A 17336-nucleotide genomic window follows, 5' to 3' on the forward strand; every position below is an offset into this window, starting at 1 on the left:
CGGTCCATGGCAGCCCCACAGGTGCCCGTGACGACCCGTCCCGGCGCCGTCCGGATCCCCGCTGCGGAGCACCCATGGTGACCCGCAGCGTCGATCCGTTCATCGGCTGCGAGCCGACCGACCTGGCGCCCCGTACCGGCATCGCGGCCACCTGGTGGTCGCCGAAGCCGCAGATCGGCAACACCCACCCGGGAGCCACGTTCCCGCTCGGGATGGTCTCCGCCGCGCCGTACTCCGGTGCCTACCCGACCGGCTACGGTCGCTACGACCTGTGCACCGAGGGTGTGCCCGAGCAGCTCTTCGAGCACCAGCAGGTCTCCGGGATCACGCACTTCCAGCAGTCCGGGACCGGTGCCATCCGTCGGTACTACAACTACTTCCGCGTCACCCCGACACTGGACCGCCTCGACGACCTCGGCCGTTCCTGGCGGTTGCACGACGAGGAGGCCGCACCGGGGTGGTACGCGGCGACGCTGGACTCGGGAATCCGCTTCGAGGTCACCGTCGGCCCGCGCAGCGCGGTGCACCGCTTCACCTTCCCCGCCCACCACGACGCCCGGGTGATCGTCGACTTCTCCCACGGCGGGCTGCAGATCCCCTTCGGTGGGACGTTCCCCCTGCGCGCCGCGCTCCAGGTGCTGGGCCCGGGCAGGGCATCGGGGGAGGTCGTGATGGAGGGTGCGCCACTGGCCGCCCACCTGGAGTGCACCGCCCCCCGGTGGCGGACCATGCTCTGGTACGACCACCGGCTGATGCCGGGCGGCTCCCGCCTCGACTTCTCCTCGATCCGCCCGACCACACTCCGCCCGTTCGGCATCATGTGTGCCGGCCCCACCACCGCCGGGCAGGTGGTCGAGCTGCTGATCGGGTTCTCCCTACGCGGCACCGAACAGGCCGAGCGCAACCTTCGCGGCGACCTGCCCGACGAGCGCGAGGCGTTCGAGTCCCGCCGGAGCCTGACCGTACGATCCTGGAACGATGTGCTGGACCGGGTCCGGGTCGACGCACCGAGTGCCGAGCGGCAGACGGTCTTCGACACGGCCCTCTACCACTCCCTGGTCAAGCCGTGCCTCGCGCCGGGGGAGTCGCCGTTCTGGCCCTCGGCCTCGGACGGCCCGTTCGCCTTCGACATCTGCACCATGTGGGACATCTACCGTACGCAACTGCCGCTGCTGACCACCGTGCTGCCAGAGCGGGCGGTCGAGCTGGCCACCGCGCTGATCACCATCTCCGAGGAGGAGGGCAACCTGCCGATCGGCTACCGGATGGCCAAGGGGACCGACCGGTTCAGTCGCCAGGGCAGCGCACTGGCCCACACCTTCCTGGCCGACCTGTGCCAGCGCGGGCTGCCCGGGATCGACTGGGACTGGGTGCTCACCCACCTACAGCTGGACCTGCGCCGCGGCTACGGCGAGGACTACCTGCGCCTGGGCGAGGCCCATCCGCTCAGCCACACCCTGGACCTGGCGACGGGATACTGGTGCACCGCCCGGATCGCCGAACGGCTCGGCGACACCGTCCTGGCCCCCGAGCTGGACCGGCTCGCCGACGGCTGGCGCATTGCCTGCGACGAGGATGGCCTGCTGCGTCCCTCGACCTACTACGAGGGCACGCACTGGAACTACTCCTTCCGGCTGCTCCCCGACATGGCCGGCCGGATCGCCCTCGCCGGTGGTGACGCCGCCTTCGTGGCCCTGCTGGACAGGTTCTTCGGGTACGGGCAGCCGGCGGTGACCCAGCCCGGAGTCGCACCCGGGCGGGCCGAACTGGCGGCCGGTGCCGCCCTCGGCCGCTTCCAGGGCCTCAACAACGAGCCGGACATGGACGCCCCGTGGGCCTACACGTACGCCGGCCGACCCGACCGCACCGCCGAGGTGGTGCATGCAGTGGTCAACCAGCAGTTCGGCACCGGCCGCGGCGGCCTGCCCGGCAACGACGACTCCGGCGGCCTCAGCTCCTGGTACGTCTGGGCCGCGCTGGGCCTGTTCCCGGTCGCCGGCCAGAACCGGTTCCTGCTCCACCCACCCGCCCACGCCCATGCCCGGATAGACCTGGGGGACACCGACCTGACCATCGACACCCGCGGCTTCCGGCCGCCCGAACCGGACCGACCACCCCAGTACGTCGCCGCCGTCACCCTCGACGGTCGCCGGCTGACCGCCGCCTGGATCGACGGCAGCACCCTCCACCGAGGCGGCGAACTCGTCGTCGACCTCGTCGACCATCCCACCGACTGGGCAACCGCCCGACGTCCCCCCTCGGCTTCGACCTCCAAGGAGATCACCCCGTGAACGTACGCCCCGACCGCCGACTCGTCATCGTCGTCCGCGCCGACCCGGTCATCTGCGGCCATTCGGGCGAGGCCCGCAACCTCGCCGAGGCCGCCCTGCACCGCGGATTCGACGACGTCCGCATCCTCAGCTGGCCGATCGAACGCCTGCAGGCCACCGGCCTGCCCCTCAAGCCCCTTGACTCGATCCTGCCGTACAGCCCCGGGATCACCGTCGAGCGACCCGACCCGGTGGGCGACTACAAGGTCCCCGACGGCCGCTACCTCGCCGGACTGACCGGGCGACTGGTCGAGCTGTTCACCGACGGGGTGCCGACCGTGTGCCTGTCCCTCTACCTCAGCCCGCACACCGTCGCCGTCACCGACGCGGTCCGGGCCGCCCGCGACACCGGCCTGCCGATGGACGTGGTCACCCTGGCCGAGGCGGTCGGGTCCGACGTCACCAACGTGGTCCGCAGCTGCGTGGAGAGCGGCCGGTACGGTGCCGCCGCCCACCTGCTGAGCAGCTACCTGGCCCAGGACCACTGCCTGGCCGTCTCGGAGTACACCCGGGAGATGATCATCGAGGAGGCCGCCCTGCTCGACCTGCAGCACGGCACCACCTTCGCCGCCCGCTGCCGGGAACGGATCGGGATCTCCTACCCGGCCATCGACACCTCGGCGTTCCTCGACCTTGACCCCGCCGAGACCCGCTCGCGACTAGCGGGGCGTGGCCTGGAACCCGGCGGCTACGTGCTGTTCCTGTCCCGGCTCAGCTCGGCCAAGGGCGTGGAGGACCTGATCGCCGGCTACGCCGCGAGCCGGGCCAAGGCCCGCGTGCAGCTGGTCATCGCCGGCCGGGGACCGGCGGAGGAGGAGCTGCGGCGGGTGGCCGCCCAGTCCCCGTTGGCCGACCGGATCCACTTCCTGACCGACGTGGACGACGCAGAGAAGCCGCACCTGATGGCCGGCTCGGCCGCGTACGTCCTGGCCAGCAAGCCCCAGAAGGACTTCATCGAGACCTTCGGGATCGCGTTGACCGAGTCGATGCTCGCCGGCGGTGGCCCGGTCGTCACCACCGACGTCGGGGGCATCCTGGAGGCCGTCGGGCCGTGGGCGGCGATCGTGCCGCACAGCGACCCGGCCGCGATCACCGCGGCGATCGACCACGCCATCTACGACATGACCGACGAGCAGCGCTTCCAGCTCGCCGCGCATGCCCGCGACCATGCCCTGCAGTTCGATCGGCTGGCGATCTTCGACCGGATGATGGCCAGGCTGGAGGTCCCGCAGTCGGTGCAGGCTCCCGCCTGAGTTGCCGGACCGGTCCTGCGGGCGGAGACTGGCGCAATGGTCCGGTCCGCGCAGGACGACCCGGCGGGAACCCCCGGCCCTTCGCTGGCCCGGGGCTCCCGCCGGGGCCGCCTCACCCTGGCCGCCGTCACCCTCGGGTCGGGCATCGCCCTGCTGGACGGCACGGTGGTCACCATCGCACTGCCCACGATCGGCCGGGAACTGGGCAGCTCGCTCGGCGGCCTGCAATGGGTCAACAACGGCTACCTGCTCGCGCTCGCCTCGCTGATCCTGGTCGGGGGCAGCCTGGGGGACCGCCTCGGCCGCCGCCGGATCTACCTGGTCGGTGTGGTCTGGTTCGCCCTGGCGTCGGCCGGGTGTGCGCTCGCACCGAGCACCGAGTGGCTGGTCGCCGCGCGCATCCTGCAGGGAATCGGGGCGGCCCTACTGACCCCTGGTGGACTGGCGATCATCCAGGCCTCCTTCCGGCCCGAGGACCGGGCGGGGGCGATCGGTGCCTGGGCCGGGGTCTCCGGGACGGCCAGCGCGGCCGGCCCTTTCGTCGGGGGCTGGGTGCTGGCCCACCTCGGCTGGCCGGGGATCTTCCTGATCAACGTCCCGCTCTGCGCCCTGGTCGTCGGCCTGGCCCTGGTGGCCGTGCCGGAGACGCGGGACACCCACGTCCAGGGTCGGGCAGCCTTCGACCTGCCGGGGGCGGGGCTGACCCTGGTCCTCCTCTCGATCACCACCTTCCTGCTGATCAGCGGCTCCGCGCTGCCGACCGCCGGGTTGGTGGCCGGCGTGCTGGTGGCCGCAGTGGCGGGGGTCGCCTTCATCGCGGTCGAGCGCCGGGCCCGCTCCCCGCTGGTGCCGCTGGCGCTGTTCTCCTCCCGGGTGTTCAGCACGGCCAACCTGATGACCTTCCTGGTCTACGGCGCGCTGGGGGCGGTCGGCTTCTTCCTGGTCCTCCAGCTGCAGACCAGCGCCGGCTTCACCCCGCTGGAGTCAGGACTGGCCAACCTGCCCACAACGGTCCTGCTGCTGCTCTTCTCCTCGCGGATGGCGGTGCTGGCCAGGCGCACCGGGCCGCGGCTGCCGATGAGTGCGGGACCACTGGTCTGCGCTGTCGGCGTCCTGTGGCTCTCGAGGGTCGGTGCCGGATCCGGGTGGGGCATCGTGCTGGGCGCGATGAGCGTCTTCGGCCTCGGCCTGACCATCCTGGTGGCACCGCTGACCGCCGCCGTCCTCGCAGCCGCCCCGGACCGGTTCACCGGTGCGGCCAGCGGGATCAACAATGCGGTGGCCCGGACCGGTGCCCTGCTCGCCATCGCCGCCCTGCCTGCCCTGGTCGGCCTGGCCGGCTCGGACTACCGGGACCCGGACGTGTTCACCGCGGGCTACCGGACGGCCTCGTACGTGATCGCCGGGCTGCTCACGGCCGGCGGCCTGGTCAGCTGGCTGGGGTTGGGCGGCTCGGCGAAAATCGTCACGCCCGCAGCCGGGCGGGAATAGGATTCCGCCCATGAACCAGCGTCCCCGGCAGGGGCCGGTGCGGACGCTGCCCGGTCTGCGAGCGACGACGATCGTCGCGCTGTGGCTGGGGATCGTCACGGTGCTCATGATCGTGGGGGCACTGGGCTACGTCTGGCTGCAGAAGGGCTGGAGCTTCTTCGACGGCTTGTACATGTCGGTGAACGTGCTGGCCACCTTGGGCTTCGGCGGCGACCACGCCCTGGGCCGGGCGGGCAAGGTCTGGACGATGGTGCTCTCGGTGATGTCCGTGGGCGTCATCTTCGGCACCGTCGGACTGATGGCGCAGTTGCTCATCGAACAGGCCGGTAGCGGCCGACGGAGGGACAGACGGATGCAGAAGCAGATCGACAGGCTCCAGGGCCACTACATCATCTGCGGCTACGGCCGGGTCGGCTCGATGGTCGCGGACGAGCTGATCGGGGAGGGCCGTGACGTCGTCGTGGTGGACATCGACCAGACGTCCACGGTCCGGGCGCAGGAGGACGGCCTGTTGACGGTGCCCGGGACGGCCACCGACGACGAAACCCTGCTGCAGGCCGGCATCGTGCGGGCCCGCGGGCTGGTCACCTGCGTCGACTCCGACCCCGACAACGTCTTCGTGGTGCTGACCGCCCGCGCGCTCAATCCCGACCTCTTCATCGTCGGACGGGCCGGGTCGAAGGAGGTGCTGGCCAAGCTGCAGCAGGCCGGCGCCGACCGGGCGGTCTCCCCGTACGTGATGGGCGGTCGGCGGATGGCCCAACTGGCGATCCGCCCGGCCGTGGTGGACTTCATCGACTCCGCGATGTCCACCTCGACGCTCGACTTCTCCATCGAGGAGATCCCGGTACCGGCCGACAGTCGCCTGGTGGGGATGACGGTCGGCCGGCTGCGGGCGCACGGGATCTTCACGCTGGCGATCCTGAAGGGGGCGGCCGCCTACCGCCATGCCCCGCTCGACGACCAGCTGATCGAGAGCGAGGACCACCTGATCGTCTCCGGCACCAGCGATTCCCTGCGCGCCCTCGACGAGGTCTGAGCCGTCAGGTCTGAGCCGACGAGGTCCGGACCCTACCGGCGCCGTTCGCCGCGGACCGTGCCGCTGCCCTTCAGGTGCACCTGCATGGTCCCGTTCGACGTACGGGTCTCCAGGTAGGGCTGCGCCGCGACCAGGGTGCTCAGCTTGCGATGGCCGAAGTCCCGCGGGTCGAAGTCGGTGTGCGCCCGGTTCAGGTGCTGGCCGAGCAGGCTGAGGCCCACCCACCCGTCGTCCCCGCTGGTCGCGTTGACCGCCCGGACCAGGGCGCTCTGCAGGTTGATGCCGCTGGACTGCGGACCGGCGTCGGCCTCGGCGACCGGCTCCGCGGTGTCCTCCGGAGCCGCCGCTGCCCCTGGGATCGTTGCTCTCCCAGGCGTCATCGCGCCGGCGTCCGACGGCGTCGTGGCGGAGGCCGGGACTGCCGCGGTCGGTTCGGGCACCGCTTCCGAGTCGAGGTCCTTGTCCAGCAGCTCGAGGTAGATGAACTGGTCGACCGCCTTGCGGAGCGACTCGGGGGTATGACGACGCCCGAGCCCGAACACCTTCTTGCCGGACTCCCGCAGCCGGGTCGCCAGCCGGGTGAAGTCGGAGTCGGAGGAGACCAGCGCGAACGCCTCCACGTTGCCCATCCACAGCAGGTCCATCGCGTCGATGATCAGGGCGGAGTCGGTGGAGTTCTTCCCGACGGTGTATGCGAACTGCTGGACCGGCGTGATGGCGAGCCGGTTCAGTTCCCGCTTCCAGCCGGCCAGCCGGCCGGTGGTCCAGTCGCCGTACGCGCGCTTGATGGTGGGCGTGCCGTACGTGGCCAGCTCCTCCAGCACCGCCTCGGCGTGACTGGCCGAGACGTTGTCGCAGTCGATCAGCACGGCGATGCGGGTGGAGGCGCTGGTGTTGGTGTCCATAGTGCTCAGGATAGGGGCGTCGGTCCGGGCTCAGCGGAAGTCGGCGCCGAGACGGCCGTAGCGCTGGAGGATCCGGGGCACCTCGTAGTGCATCGTCTCGTAGACCTCCCGGGCCGCATCCGAGACGACGATCCGGGTCTCGGAGGAGTCCCCGCGCAACAGGTCGTAGCCGTCCTGCAGCGTGTCGACCACGCCGAGCGCCTGGGCGCCCAGGATCGCCGCGCCCAGCCCGGACCCCTCGGCCGCCCCGGTGACGATGAGGGGGCGGTTGAGCACCCCGGCGACCACGTCGCGCCAGAGCTGGGAGCGGAAGACGCCCCCGGTGGCGCGGACCTCCTCGACCCGGTTGATCATCCGCAGCCGCCGCAGGATCGTCCACAGCTGGTAGGCCACGCCCTCGACGCCGGCCCGCAGGAAGTGGTCGGGGGTGTGGGCCTGGCGGACGTGCAGGAACGCGCCGCGAATCTCGGAGTCCCACAGCGAGGCGCGCTCGGCGACCAGGTAGGGGATCATCAGCAGGCCGTCCGAGCCCGGCGGGATCATCGCCCCGCGTCGGCAGGCCTCGGCGTCGTCGGCGCCGGGTGCGTACGTCTCGGTCAGCCAGCGCTGCACCATGCCGCCGTTGCTGACCGCGCCGCCGGCCACCCAGACGTCACTGGTCAGTGCGTAGCAGAACAGTCCCGACACCACGGCAGGGGTGCGCACCACCATGCGTACGGCTCCGCTGGTGCCGATCGACAGGCCGGCCTTGCCCGGCTCCATCGCGCCGGTGCCGAGGTTGCCCAGCGGACCGTCGCCTGCGCCGAGGACGACGGGCAGTCCGGCGGGCAGGCCCAGGGTCGCGGCGGTGGCCGGGGCGAGCGGGAGGATGTCGGTGGTGTTGCGGATCGGAGGCAGCTGGTCGGGTCGGATGCCGGTCAGCTCGATCGCCTCGGGGTTCCAGGTCCGCGCCTCCATGTCGAGCATGCCGCTGCCCGAGGCGGTGGACAGCTCGGTGGCGACCTGGCCGGTCAGGACCACCAGGATCCAGTCCTTCAGGCCGATCCAGTGCGCGGTGCCGGCGAGCAGGTCGGGGTGGGTGTCGCGGAACCAGCGCAGCTTCACCAGTGGGGACATCGGGTGGGTCGGGGTGCCGCTGGTGTAGTGCAGGCGCGGGCCGGTGGAGTGCTCGTTCAGTATTTCGGCCTGGGCCCAGGCGCGAGAGTCCGCCCAGGTCAGCAGCTCGGTGACCGGCCGCAGGCTGGCGTCCAGTCCGATCAGTCCGTGCATCGCGGTGCTGATCGAGATGCCGATCACCCGGCCCGCGTCGATCCTTGCGACCGCCTCCCGCATCGCCTCGAGCACGCCGCGCGCGATCGCGTCAGGGTCCTGGATGTGCCAGCCGGGCTGGGGGTTCAGCAGCGGGTACTCGCGGGAGACCGTCAGGCGTACGTCGCCGTCGAGGGAGAAGAGGGACGCCTTCGCCGCGGTGGTGCCGACGTCCAGGCCGAGGATGATGTCGCTGGCGGGGCTCATGGGTGGGATCGTTCCTTCCGCGATGGCATTGCCTCCACGCTAGAGGGGGCTGGTGCCGACGTCGCGGGGATGCCGGATGTTTCCGGACGGTCCCTACCGGCTCGGGGCAGGTAGCTGGGCTGCAGAGCTGGTGGTCCGCAGATCTGGATGGTCCGGGCGTCAGGCGGTGATCCCGCCGCCGGTCACGGGCAGGGTCGCGCCCACCACGTAGCTGGACTCCTGGGAGGCCAGGAACACGTACGCCGGTGCGAGTTCGGCCGGTTGCCCGGCGCGGCCCATCGGCACGCCCTCGCCGAAGCTGGCCAGCTTCTCCTTCGGCTGGCCGAACGAGGGCTGCAGCGGGGTCCAGATCGGGCCGGGGGCGACGGCGTTGACCCGGATGCCCTTCTCGATCAGCTGCTGGGCCAGGCCCTTGGTGAACGTGTTGATCGCGCCCTTGGTGGTCGCGTAGTCCAGCAGGGTCGGAGAGGGCTGGTAGGCCTGGATCGAGGTCGTGTTGATGATCGAGGACCCCGGCTCCAGGTGCGGTAGTGCCGCCCGGACCAGCCAGAACATCGCGTAGATGTTCGTCTTCATCGTCCGGTCCAGCTGTTCGTCGGAGATGTCCTCGATCGAGGGGGTCCAGATCTGGCGGCCGGCATTGTTGACCAGGACGTCGAGCCCGCCCAGGCCCTCGACCGCCTCGCGGATGACGCGGTCGCACTCGGCCGAGGTGCTGATGTCGGCCTCGATGGTCACGGCCGTACGACCGGCCTGCTCGATCAGGGAGGCGATCCGCCGGGCGTCCTCGGCCTCGGCGGGCAGGTAGGTGATGGCCACGTCGGCGCCCTCACGGGCGAAGGCGATCGCCACCGCGGCGCCGATGCCGGAGTCGCCGCCGGTTATCAACGCCTTGCGCCCCTCCAGGCGGCCCGAGCCGCGGTAGCTGTCCTCGCCGTGGTCCGCCGGCGGCTGCAGCTCGGCATCGAGGCCGGGCTCGGGCTGGGTCTGCTCCCCGGGCGAGACCTGCGGGTACTGCGTACGTGGGTCCTGCATGCTGTACTGGTCGCTCATAAGTCGACATTAGTGCGATGTGCGGTGCATGACCAGTGCCCCTAGGAACTCCCTCGCTGCCCCGGGGCGCGACCGAGGGTGGGACCCGGCGAGACTTCCCTGTGGCCGGGCTGAGGCAGGCATACCCCCCCCGGCACTGCAGCGTGTGCTCCAGATCACCTACGGTGCTAATGGTCCTGCCAATGGAGGTGGGCCGGTTCCGGAGGGGGCAGATATGAAGAAGATCCTGGCGGCAGCCGCACTGGCCGCCGTACCGCTGATGGCGGCGGGAGTGCCGGCCCATGCCGCACCCAGCTACCAGCCGAACAGGGCGGGCAACGGCGTGACCCAGATGACGCTGGAGTGTGACAACGGGCAGACGGTGGACGTCCTGGTCGCGGGCAACCACAGCAGTGACATGGGTGGCTGGGCCGCCGCCCGCGTGGTGGGCGATGGTGTCCTGCTGCCCACCTCGTTCACCTTCGCCCTGGTCGACCTGAACGATCCCGCCACTCCGCTCTGGCAGGGAGTACAGGCCAAGGGTGGCGGCAAGGCCCAGTCCCGGCAGCAGACGATCACCTGTTCGGTGCTGATGCCCGCCGATGCGACGATCGGTGAGGTCCTGTCCACTGCACCGGGACCGATCACTGTGCCCGAGGACCAGCTCGGTGATCCGGCAGGCTTCCTGCTCACGGTGACGGCTGTTCCCAGACCCTGAGCATCGGCGACGTGACGGCCGCGGCTGGCGAGCCGCGGCCGCCACTCACTTGTCAGCGTGTTCCCGCGCCAGCTGGTACCTGGCCAGTGTGACCTTCCGCTCCCGGTCGTGGTCGACGATCCGGTCGGGGTAGCCTTGGTCCGGACCCTTCGGGGACTTCCACGGCTCGTGGGCCAGCACGCCGGGCAGGTGGCGCAGCTCGGGCACCCAGCGGCGTACGTAGTCGCCGTCGGGGTCGAACTTCTTGCCCTGCAGCACCGGATTGAAGACCCGGAAGTAGGGCGCGGCGTCGGTCCCGGTGCCGGCGGTCCACTGCCAGCCGTGCGCGTTGGAGGCGAGATCCGCATCGATCAGGCGCTGCTCGAACCACGCCGCGCCGGCCGGCCACCACTGGTGCAGGTCCTTGGTCAGGAAGCTGGCGGTGATCATCCTCACCCGGTTGTGCATCCAGCCGGTCGCCAGCAGCTGGCGCATCCCGGCGTCCACGATCGGGTAGCCGGTGCGCCCCTGCTGCCAGGCCTGCCGCAGCTCCGTGTCGTCGTCGTACGCCAATCCCTGCAGCTGTGGGCGCAGGTCGCGCGCCAGGCTTTCCGGGTGGCGCCACAGCACGTCGGCGTAGAACTCGCGCCAGGCCAGCTCGGTGGCGTACGTCGTGGCGCCGGGCCCCGAGCAGGACGCCAGGTCGAACAGCAGCGTGCGGGGGTGCACCGCACCGAGGGCCAGGTAGGGCGACATCATCGAGGTGCCATCGAGGTCGGGCCGGTCGCGGTGGTCAGCATAGTCGGCCAGGCCGTGCTCCAGGAACTGTGCCCACCGGCGCAGCGCCGCCTCCTCGCCGGCCTCGGGAAGCTCGGGCAGGCCCGGTCGCCCGGCGACCTCGGTGACCATCCGCCAGACGTCCTCGTCGCCACCGGGGTGCAGCAGGCGCACGCCCTCCGGTTCCTCGGCGGGGGCGCGCCACCCGTGGTCACGCCACGCCCAGCTGAACGGGGTGAAGACCTGGAACCCCGCTCCTTGCCGGTTCACCACCCGCCCGGGAGTCACCGCGTACGGGCTGCCCGTCTCCACCCAGGCGATCCTGTGGCGCTCCAGCTGCTCCCGCACGCGGGCGTCCCGGGCCGCCCCGGCCGGCTCGGTCTCCCTCGACACGTGTACGGAGGTGGCCCCGATCGCCGAGGCCAGTTCGGGGATGAGCTCGACCGGGTCACCCCGGCGCAGGGACAGCCGGCCCTCGTACGACTCCCGCAGCGCCAGCAGGGTCCGTGCCAGCCAGGCCTGCCGCACCTCACCCGCGGGCTCGAAGAACTCCGGGTCGACGACGAACACGGCAGCCACGCCCGCATCCTCGCCGGCCGCACGGGCGGCGGCACCCAGTGCCGGCAGGTCGGCTCGGCGCAGGTCGCGGCGCAGCCACAGCAGTGCGGTCATCTCAGGGCCCTTCCTCGGTGGTGCTGGGGTCCGACGGCAGCCGCAAGCTACCACGGCCCGACCTGCCGATCACGTCGCCCGCGCGAGGGGGGTCGTGGTGTGAGGCGAGCCGCGCCCGGGTCCTTCCCGGGACCGGGCGCGGTAGCGTGACGTGGGTGAGGATCGCCACCTGGAACGTGAACTCGGCCAAGCAGCGAGTGCCGCGCCTGCTGCCCTGGCTGGAGGAGCGACGCCCCGACGTCGTCTGCCTGCAGGAGACCAAGTTGTCGGATGCCGCCTTCGAGGACCTGTTCGCCGCGCCCCTCGCGGAGCTGGGCTACCAGGCGGCCCACCACGGACAGGGCCAGTGGAACGGGGTGGCCCTGCTGTCCCGGGTGGGTCTGGACGACGTCGAAGCCGGCTTCGCGGGCCAGCCCGACTTCGGTGGCCGGGCCGAGGCACGGGCGATCAGCGCCACGTGCGGCGGCGTCCGGGTCCACAGCCTGTACGTCCCGAACGGCCGCGAAGTCGGCTCGGACCACTACGCGTACAAGCTGGAGTGGCTCGAGGCGCTGGCCACGACCCTCCCCTCGGGACCGGCCGAGGTCGCGCTGTGCGGGGACATGAACATCGCGCCCGCCGATGCTGACGTGTTCGACCCGGCGGCCTTCGTGGGCCACACCCATGTGACGCCGGCCGAGCGGGAGCGGCTGGCAGCCTTCGGACTGACCGACCTTGTCAGGGCACACTGGCCCCGGGCGCGGGTGTTCTCCTACTGGGACTACCGGGCCGGGATGTTCCACCAGGACCTTGGCATGCGGATCGACCTGGTGCTCGCGTCCGCGCCGGTGGCCGAGCGGGTCGCGGCCGCCTGGGTGGACCGTGCCGCCCGCAAGGGGACCGGCCCGAGCGACCACGCCCCTGTCATCGTGGACCTCGACGAGGCCCCGGACGGGGACATCGGCCCGGTCGTGCCCCCGCCGTCGAATCCCCGCCGTGGCGGGCGCACCCGACTGCCCCAGGAACGCTGAACAGGTCCGGCCCGCCGTCCCCCAGAGGGATCACCGGTAGACGATGACCTTGTCGCCGACGCGGACCTGGTCGAAGAGGCGCGCGATGCCGTTGTAGTCACGGACGTTCACGCAGCCGTGGGAGGAACCGTTGTAGCCGTTGGCGGCGAAGTCCGGGGAGTAGTGCACGGCCTGTCCGCCGGAGAAGAACATCGCGAACGGCATCGGGGTGTGGTAGATCGTCGAGACGTGGTCGCGTGACTTCCACTCCACCTGGAACTGCCCTTCCCTGGTGGGAGTCAGCTCGGAGCCGAAGCGTACGGCGAACCTCGACTGCGGCTTGCCGTCGATCACCCAGACCATCGTGCGGGTGGTCTTGCTGATGCACAGGGCCCGTCCGGTCATGCATCGTGGATCCAGGCCGGAGGCGCTCGGTGCGGGGGGAGCGTTGGTGAGCTCGGCCGCCGTGGGGGTCCGGGTCATCGCGTAGAGGCGATTCAGTGTCGTCCGGTCGACCGCGCCGGTGACCGGCAGGCCACGCTTGGCCTGGAACCCCCGGACGGCCGCGGTGGTGGCGTCACCGTAGTAGCCGGTCACAGCCCCGGAGAACCAGCCGATCTGCTTCAGCCGGGCCTGGAGGTCCTTGACCTCCGATCCTGTGGCTCCGTGCTGCATCAGTGCCGGCCCCGCCTTCGCGGTCGGGGTGGCCGATGGTGAGGGCTTGGAGGTGCTGGGGGTGGGGGTCGGGCTGGCGGACGGGGAGGACGTGGCACTCGCGGTCGGCGTGGGCGCTGTGGACGGGCTCGGCGTCGGCGTGGGCGAGACGGACGGGCTCACCGTCGGCGTTTCGGTGGGGGTGGTGCTCGCAGCCGGGGTGGGGGCGGCCGCTGGAGTCCCGGTCCCCGAGGGCGCGCACCCCGCGACGACCAGGGCGACCGACGCGACGAGCGCGAGGATCCAGCCGCGCAACCGGCGAGTTGATGACATGACGGTCCTCCGACCTTTCAAGCCACGCCGTACGTCATCGTCGACGCAGGCATCGGAACCGCCGCTGTCCACAAAGCTGGGGGTGGTCCGGGACAGCTCAGATCCTCTTCCCATCATGCGTGCGCCGCCTCCCGAAAGCACGTGCGACGAACCCGATCAGAGGAATCGTTATCGCTTCCTTCCCGATTCGTGATGCCACGGTTGTATAGGAGCGGAGCGAGGCGGAGGGTGTCCAGGTCCTTGCCCGAGCCCGATGGCTCTGCGGCTTGCCGTCCGGTCAGCGGATCGCCCCGACCTGGTGTGCCCTGCCGGGACCGACCTCAGGGCAGGATCCAGGCCATCGCCTGGTTGTAAGGGGTGGGGATCGCATGCCGGGCGCCGAGAGCGACGACGCGACCGGCGAAGATGCCGACCTCGGTGGGGCGACCGGCCAGCACGTCCTGGTACATCGAGGTCAGGCCCTGCGGGGGCTGGCCGGCCAGGACCTTGTGCCAGGTGTCGAGGTCGGCCGGTCCCAGGTCGATGCCCTCGGCCCCCGCCACGGCGATCACCTCGGCCATCAGCGCGAGCATCAGCGAGCGGGCCGGGCCCTCGGACCGGAACCGCCCATAGGGGGCGCGGATCACTGCCGAGGCCTGGTTGATGCCCACGTTGACCATGAACTTCCACCACATCTCGTGGCGCATGTCGGCGGGTGCCTCCCAGGCCAGGCCCGCGCGGTCCAGGGCGACCTGGACCGCGACGAGGCGCTCGGCCGTGCCCAGGCCGCCGCCGGTCCCGATGGCCAGCCGACCGGCCTGCCGGTAGGTGATGCTGGTCCCGTCGCGCTGCGCATCCATGGCCAGCGCGATACAGAGGAGCACGCGCTCGGCACCGTAGCGCCGGGCGATCGCCTCCTCGCTGTCGAGGCCGTTGAGTACGGACAGGAACGTCGTCCGCTCCCCGACCAGCGGAGCGACCTCCTCGATCGCCTCGGCCAGCTGGTGGTGCTTGACGGCGATCACCACGAGGTCCGCAGGCCCAGTCGTGACGGTCCCGGCCGGGTCGACGACCTCGGCCGCCACGGGCACGCCGTTGACGCTCAGGCCGGGGGAGCGCAGGCGTTCGGCCCGGTCCCCGCGCGCGACGAGCCACGTGGTCAGGCCCCCGGCGGCGAAGTGGGCGGCGTACATCGCCCCCATGGCTCCGGCACCCACCACGGCAACGGTCTGGATCGGTCGAGCAGTCACCCGGCCAGCGTAGCCAAGTCCTGGAGGACAGACGGCTGCCCGCCGGAGGGGTGAAACTGGGACGAACACGTCGATGTTGGGAGGTAGCGGCATGGATCACCTGGCTTTCCGACCCTCGCAACCACTCGGTCGGTCAAGATGAGCCCCATCCCGGGCGGGGGCGCCGTCGCCGTCTTCGACGAGCACGCAGGCGGGTACGACAGCTGGTTCGATGCCCATCCCGACGTCTTCGGTGCCGAGCTCGCGGCCATCGCCGGCCTGCTCGACCCGGTCCGGACCGCCGCGGGCCCGCAGGCCCAGGGACTGGAGATCGGGGTCGGGACCGGGCGGTTCGCGGCTGCCCTGGGCGTCGGCCAGGGCCTCGAGCCGGCTCCTCGGATGGCGGCGATCGCCCGGTCTCGGGGCATCTCCGTCGTCCGTGGGCTGGCCGAAGCGCTGCCCTATGCGAGGGGGTGCTTCACCTGGACGCTCTTCGTCACCTCGTTGTGCTTCGTCGTCGACCCCGCTCGTGCCCTGGTGGAGGCGCGGCGGGTGACGAGGTCCGGCGGGGTCGTCCTGGTGGCCTACCTCAATCGGGCCAGTCCCGAGGGGCGTGACCTTGCCGCGCACCGGGCGGAGAGCCCGTACTACTCCCAGGCCCACCTGCTGTCCACGGCCGAGGTCGAGGCGCTGCTGCAGGGTACCGGGCTCGTGCCGGACGAGGCGGCCCAGGTGCTCACCGACGCCGCCGGTCGACCCGAGGTCGTGCGCGGGGCCAACCGGGGGCTGTTCTGCGTGGTCCGGGCCCGGGTGCGCTGAGGCGGGCCGGTCCCGGATGTCGCAGGTCCCCGGCCGGGATCCGCGCCGTCGCAGAAGTGTCGGTGACCCGTGGCACCGTAGGTCCTGCTGAGGAACGACGGAGGGGGAGACCGATGGGGCGGAACAACCAGGAACGGCGCCGGACCAAGCACGCGGCACGCAAGCGGACGCCACCGGGCGCGCCGGCGTGGATGCGGCACGAACCGCCGGGCAGGGACCATTCCACGTCGACCGGTGCGGCCGGGCCGCGACAGGCCCATCGCCTGGCGCCGGACGAGGGTGCAGTGCTCGCAGCACGCGCCACGGTGCTGGCCCGGGGTGCCGGCGAGGCGCTGGTCCGCGGGGACGGCTCCTCGGCCGAGTCGGCGCTGGATGCCCTTGTCGCCCTGGCGCCCGGGCCCGCCGAGTTGCGGATCGTGCAGCAGGCGATCATCGACCTGCTACGTACGGCGATCCGGGCGGCCTGGAAGCGCGGGTGGCAGCCCCGCGACGTGTACGAGGTGCTGGGCCGCGGTGATGACCGTTTGGCCACCGAACTGGCCGGGGACGTGATGGCGGATGACCTGGCCGGCTATGCCCGACCGCTGGTGGACCCGCGCTGGTTCGAGCAGCTGTCCGGGATCGGGGCCTCGGTGTGGTGGCCGGCGGACAGCACGTGGCCCCGCGCCCGGTCGGCTGCCTCGTCGGCGAATGCCTCGTCGGCAGGGTGGGCCCTGGTGCTGGAGGCCGCCGTCGGACTGCTGGGCCGGTTGAACCGGCTCGGAACACTGCAGGCGTTCCTGCCGTTGCCCGGCCACGCGTCCGCGACCGCAGCGCCCCCCGCCCATGTGGACGACTCGGTCCTGCACCGGGTGCGGCAGATGCTGGCCCAGGCCGAGTCGACGTCGTTCGAGGCGGAGGCCGACAGCTTCACCGCTGCCGCCCAACGGCTGATGGCGCGCTACAGCATCGACCAGGCCATGCTCGCCGCCACCGGACAGGTGGGGCCGGCCACCGGCCCCACCGGCCGCCGGATCTGGGTGGCCCGACCGTACGTGAAGGAGAAGGTAGTCCTGCTGAACGAGGTCGCCGATGCCAATCGCGCACGCGCGGTCTGGGCCAAGGAGTTGGACATGGTCTCCCTTCTGGGCCACGAACCGGACCTGGACGCGGTCGAGACCCTCTACACCTCGCTCCTGGTCCAGGCCACGCGGGCGATGTACGCCGAGGGCAAACAGGTGGCCTCCTGGGGCGGATCGGGCACCCGAGGGTTCCGACAGTCGTTCCTGGCCGCCTACGCCCTGCGCATCGGCGAACGGCTGCGCGCGGCGTCGGTGGAGGAGACGCAGGCGGCAGCCGCGGAGGCCACTCGCCAGGGCGGACGTGCACTCGTGCCGATCCTGCAGGCACGAGAGGAGGCTGTCGACGGGTTCACCGAGGAATTGTTCCCCGGACTGGTCCACCACCGGGTGTCCGCGGGCAGTGACCCGCAGGGCTGGGCCAAGGGGCGCCAGGCGGCCGACCGCGCCGAACTGGCGGATGGGACGGGCAATCGGCTCGGCAGATGAGGAGATGATCGCAGCCCCACCGCTTGATACCCCCACCCGTATAAGGGAGACTGGATTCCTCGCGCCGGACCGGCT

General features: G+C 71.6%; 14 protein-coding genes. 8 read left to right on the plus strand and 6 right to left on the minus strand.

Going from position 1 to position 17336, the window contains the following annotated elements; genetic code table 11:
• The first annotated feature begins 74 nt into the window (after positions 1-74).
• From GA0111570_RS07430 to GA0111570_RS07445, 4 genes are read left to right on the plus strand one after another with little or no spacing between them, the layout of a single operon-like run.
• Entirely contained in the window at positions 75-2291 is a 2217-nt protein-coding gene (locus tag GA0111570_RS07430) for a glycoside hydrolase domain-containing protein (RefSeq protein WP_245703064.1), read from the plus strand.
• Positions 2288-3583: a glycosyltransferase gene (locus GA0111570_RS07435; RefSeq protein WP_092608671.1), complete on the plus strand. Its 1296-nt coding sequence runs from the start codon at positions 2288-2290 to the stop codon at positions 3581-3583. The genes GA0111570_RS07430 and GA0111570_RS07435 overlap by 4 nt, the downstream gene beginning before the upstream one ends.
• Positions 3584-3619: 36 nt before the next feature.
• Positions 3620-5074, plus strand: coding sequence for an MFS transporter (locus GA0111570_RS07440; protein ID WP_092608675.1), 1455 nt, complete (start codon positions 3620-3622; stop codon positions 5072-5074).
• A 10-nt stretch (positions 5075-5084) separates the two neighbouring features.
• Complete coding sequence (locus GA0111570_RS07445) at positions 5085-6113, plus strand: potassium channel family protein (protein WP_092608677.1); 1029 nt, start codon at positions 5085-5087, stop codon at positions 6111-6113.
• Between the two features lie 32 nt (positions 6114-6145).
• On the opposite strand, the gene GA0111570_RS07450 is transcribed toward GA0111570_RS07445, so the two are convergent.
• From GA0111570_RS07450 to GA0111570_RS07460, 3 genes are all read right to left on the minus strand, one after another.
• Positions 6146-7018, minus strand: coding sequence for an NYN domain-containing protein (locus GA0111570_RS07450; RefSeq protein ID WP_092608680.1), 873 nt, complete (start codon positions 7016-7018; stop codon positions 6146-6148).
• 30 nt (positions 7019-7048) lie between these two features.
• Positions 7049-8533, minus strand: a complete 1485-nt coding sequence (locus GA0111570_RS07455) for a gluconokinase (protein WP_092608683.1) — start codon at positions 8531-8533, stop codon at positions 7049-7051.
• Positions 8534-8692: 159 nt separating this feature from the next.
• A complete protein-coding gene (locus GA0111570_RS07460) occupies positions 8693-9586 on the minus strand; it encodes a glucose 1-dehydrogenase (RefSeq protein WP_092608686.1) in 894 nt (297 codons plus the stop codon).
• 214 nt (positions 9587-9800) lie between these two features.
• Between GA0111570_RS07460 and GA0111570_RS07465 the strand changes: the two genes are divergently transcribed.
• Positions 9801-10283 carry a hypothetical protein gene (locus GA0111570_RS07465; RefSeq protein ID WP_092608688.1) on the plus strand — a complete coding sequence of 161 codons (483 nt, stop codon included), beginning with the start codon at positions 9801-9803 and terminating at the stop codon, positions 10281-10283.
• Positions 10284-10328: 45 nt separating this feature from the next.
• Here the strand turns inward: GA0111570_RS07465 and GA0111570_RS07470 are convergent, their stop codons facing one another.
• Positions 10329-11711 carry a cryptochrome/photolyase family protein gene (locus tag GA0111570_RS07470; RefSeq protein WP_092608691.1) on the minus strand — a complete coding sequence of 461 codons (1383 nt, stop codon included), beginning with the start codon at positions 11709-11711 and terminating at the stop codon, positions 10329-10331.
• Between the two features lie 155 nt (positions 11712-11866).
• On the opposite strand from GA0111570_RS07470, the gene GA0111570_RS07475 reads away from it, so the two are divergent.
• Positions 11867-12721 (plus strand): exodeoxyribonuclease III, encoded by an 855-nt coding sequence (locus GA0111570_RS07475; protein WP_217634071.1) that lies wholly within the window; start codon positions 11867-11869, stop codon positions 12719-12721.
• A gap of 30 nt (positions 12722-12751) precedes the next feature.
• Here the strand turns inward: GA0111570_RS07475 and GA0111570_RS07480 are convergent, their stop codons facing one another.
• Both GA0111570_RS07480 and GA0111570_RS07485 read right to left on the minus strand, forming a co-directional pair.
• Positions 12752-13687 carry a L,D-transpeptidase family protein gene (locus tag GA0111570_RS07480; RefSeq protein ID WP_092608697.1) on the minus strand — a complete coding sequence of 312 codons (936 nt, stop codon included), beginning with the start codon at positions 13685-13687 and terminating at the stop codon, positions 12752-12754.
• A 320-nt stretch (positions 13688-14007) separates the two neighbouring features.
• Positions 14008-14916 carry a ketopantoate reductase family protein gene (locus tag GA0111570_RS07485; RefSeq protein WP_175557379.1) on the minus strand — a complete coding sequence of 303 codons (909 nt, stop codon included), beginning with the start codon at positions 14914-14916 and terminating at the stop codon, positions 14008-14010.
• 138 nt (positions 14917-15054) lie between these two features.
• On the opposite strand from GA0111570_RS07485, the gene GA0111570_RS07490 reads away from it, so the two are divergent.
• Both GA0111570_RS07490 and GA0111570_RS07495 read left to right on the plus strand, forming a co-directional pair.
• Positions 15055-15714, plus strand: a complete 660-nt coding sequence (locus GA0111570_RS07490; protein ID WP_092608703.1) for a class I SAM-dependent methyltransferase — start codon at positions 15055-15057, stop codon at positions 15712-15714.
• Positions 15715-15998: 284 nt separating this feature from the next.
• Positions 15999-17261 carry a DUF2786 domain-containing protein gene (locus GA0111570_RS07495; RefSeq protein ID WP_139283176.1) on the plus strand — a complete coding sequence of 421 codons (1263 nt, stop codon included), beginning with the start codon at positions 15999-16001 and terminating at the stop codon, positions 17259-17261.
• Positions 17262-17336 lie beyond the last annotated feature (75 nt).

This window comes from Raineyella antarctica, assembly GCF_900092135.1.
Taxonomy (GTDB): Bacteria; Actinomycetota; Actinomycetes; order Propionibacteriales; family Propionibacteriaceae; genus Raineyella; species Raineyella antarctica.

Bases quoted from the DNA above. Each gene is read 5' to 3' on its own strand.
- GA0111570_RS07430 (WP_245703064.1), top strand. From the start codon at position 75: ATGGTGACCCGCAGCGTCGATCCGTTCATCGGCTGCGAGCCGACCGAC.
- GA0111570_RS07440 (WP_092608675.1), top strand. From the start codon at position 3,620: ATGGTCCGGTCCGCGCAGGACGACCCGGCGGGAACCCCCGGCCCTTCG.
- GA0111570_RS07445 (WP_092608677.1), top strand. From the start codon at position 5,085: ATGAACCAGCGTCCCCGGCAGGGGCCGGTGCGGACGCTGCCCGGTCTG.
- GA0111570_RS07450 (WP_092608680.1), bottom strand. From the start codon at position 7,018: ATGGACACCAACACCAGCGCCTCCACCCGCATCGCCGTGCTGATCGAC.
- GA0111570_RS07455 (WP_092608683.1), bottom strand. From the start codon at position 8,533: ATGAGCCCCGCCAGCGACATCATCCTCGGCCTGGACGTCGGCACCACC.
- GA0111570_RS07460 (WP_092608686.1), bottom strand. From the start codon at position 9,586: ATGAGCGACCAGTACAGCATGCAGGACCCACGTACGCAGTACCCGCAG.
- GA0111570_RS07465 (WP_092608688.1), top strand. From the start codon at position 9,801: ATGAAGAAGATCCTGGCGGCAGCCGCACTGGCCGCCGTACCGCTGATG.
- GA0111570_RS07470 (WP_092608691.1), bottom strand. From the start codon at position 11,711: ATGACCGCACTGCTGTGGCTGCGCCGCGACCTGCGCCGAGCCGACCTG.
- GA0111570_RS07480 (WP_092608697.1), bottom strand. From the start codon at position 13,687: ATGTCATCAACTCGCCGGTTGCGCGGCTGGATCCTCGCGCTCGTCGCG.
- GA0111570_RS07490 (WP_092608703.1), top strand. From the start codon at position 15,055: ATGAGCCCCATCCCGGGCGGGGGCGCCGTCGCCGTCTTCGACGAGCAC.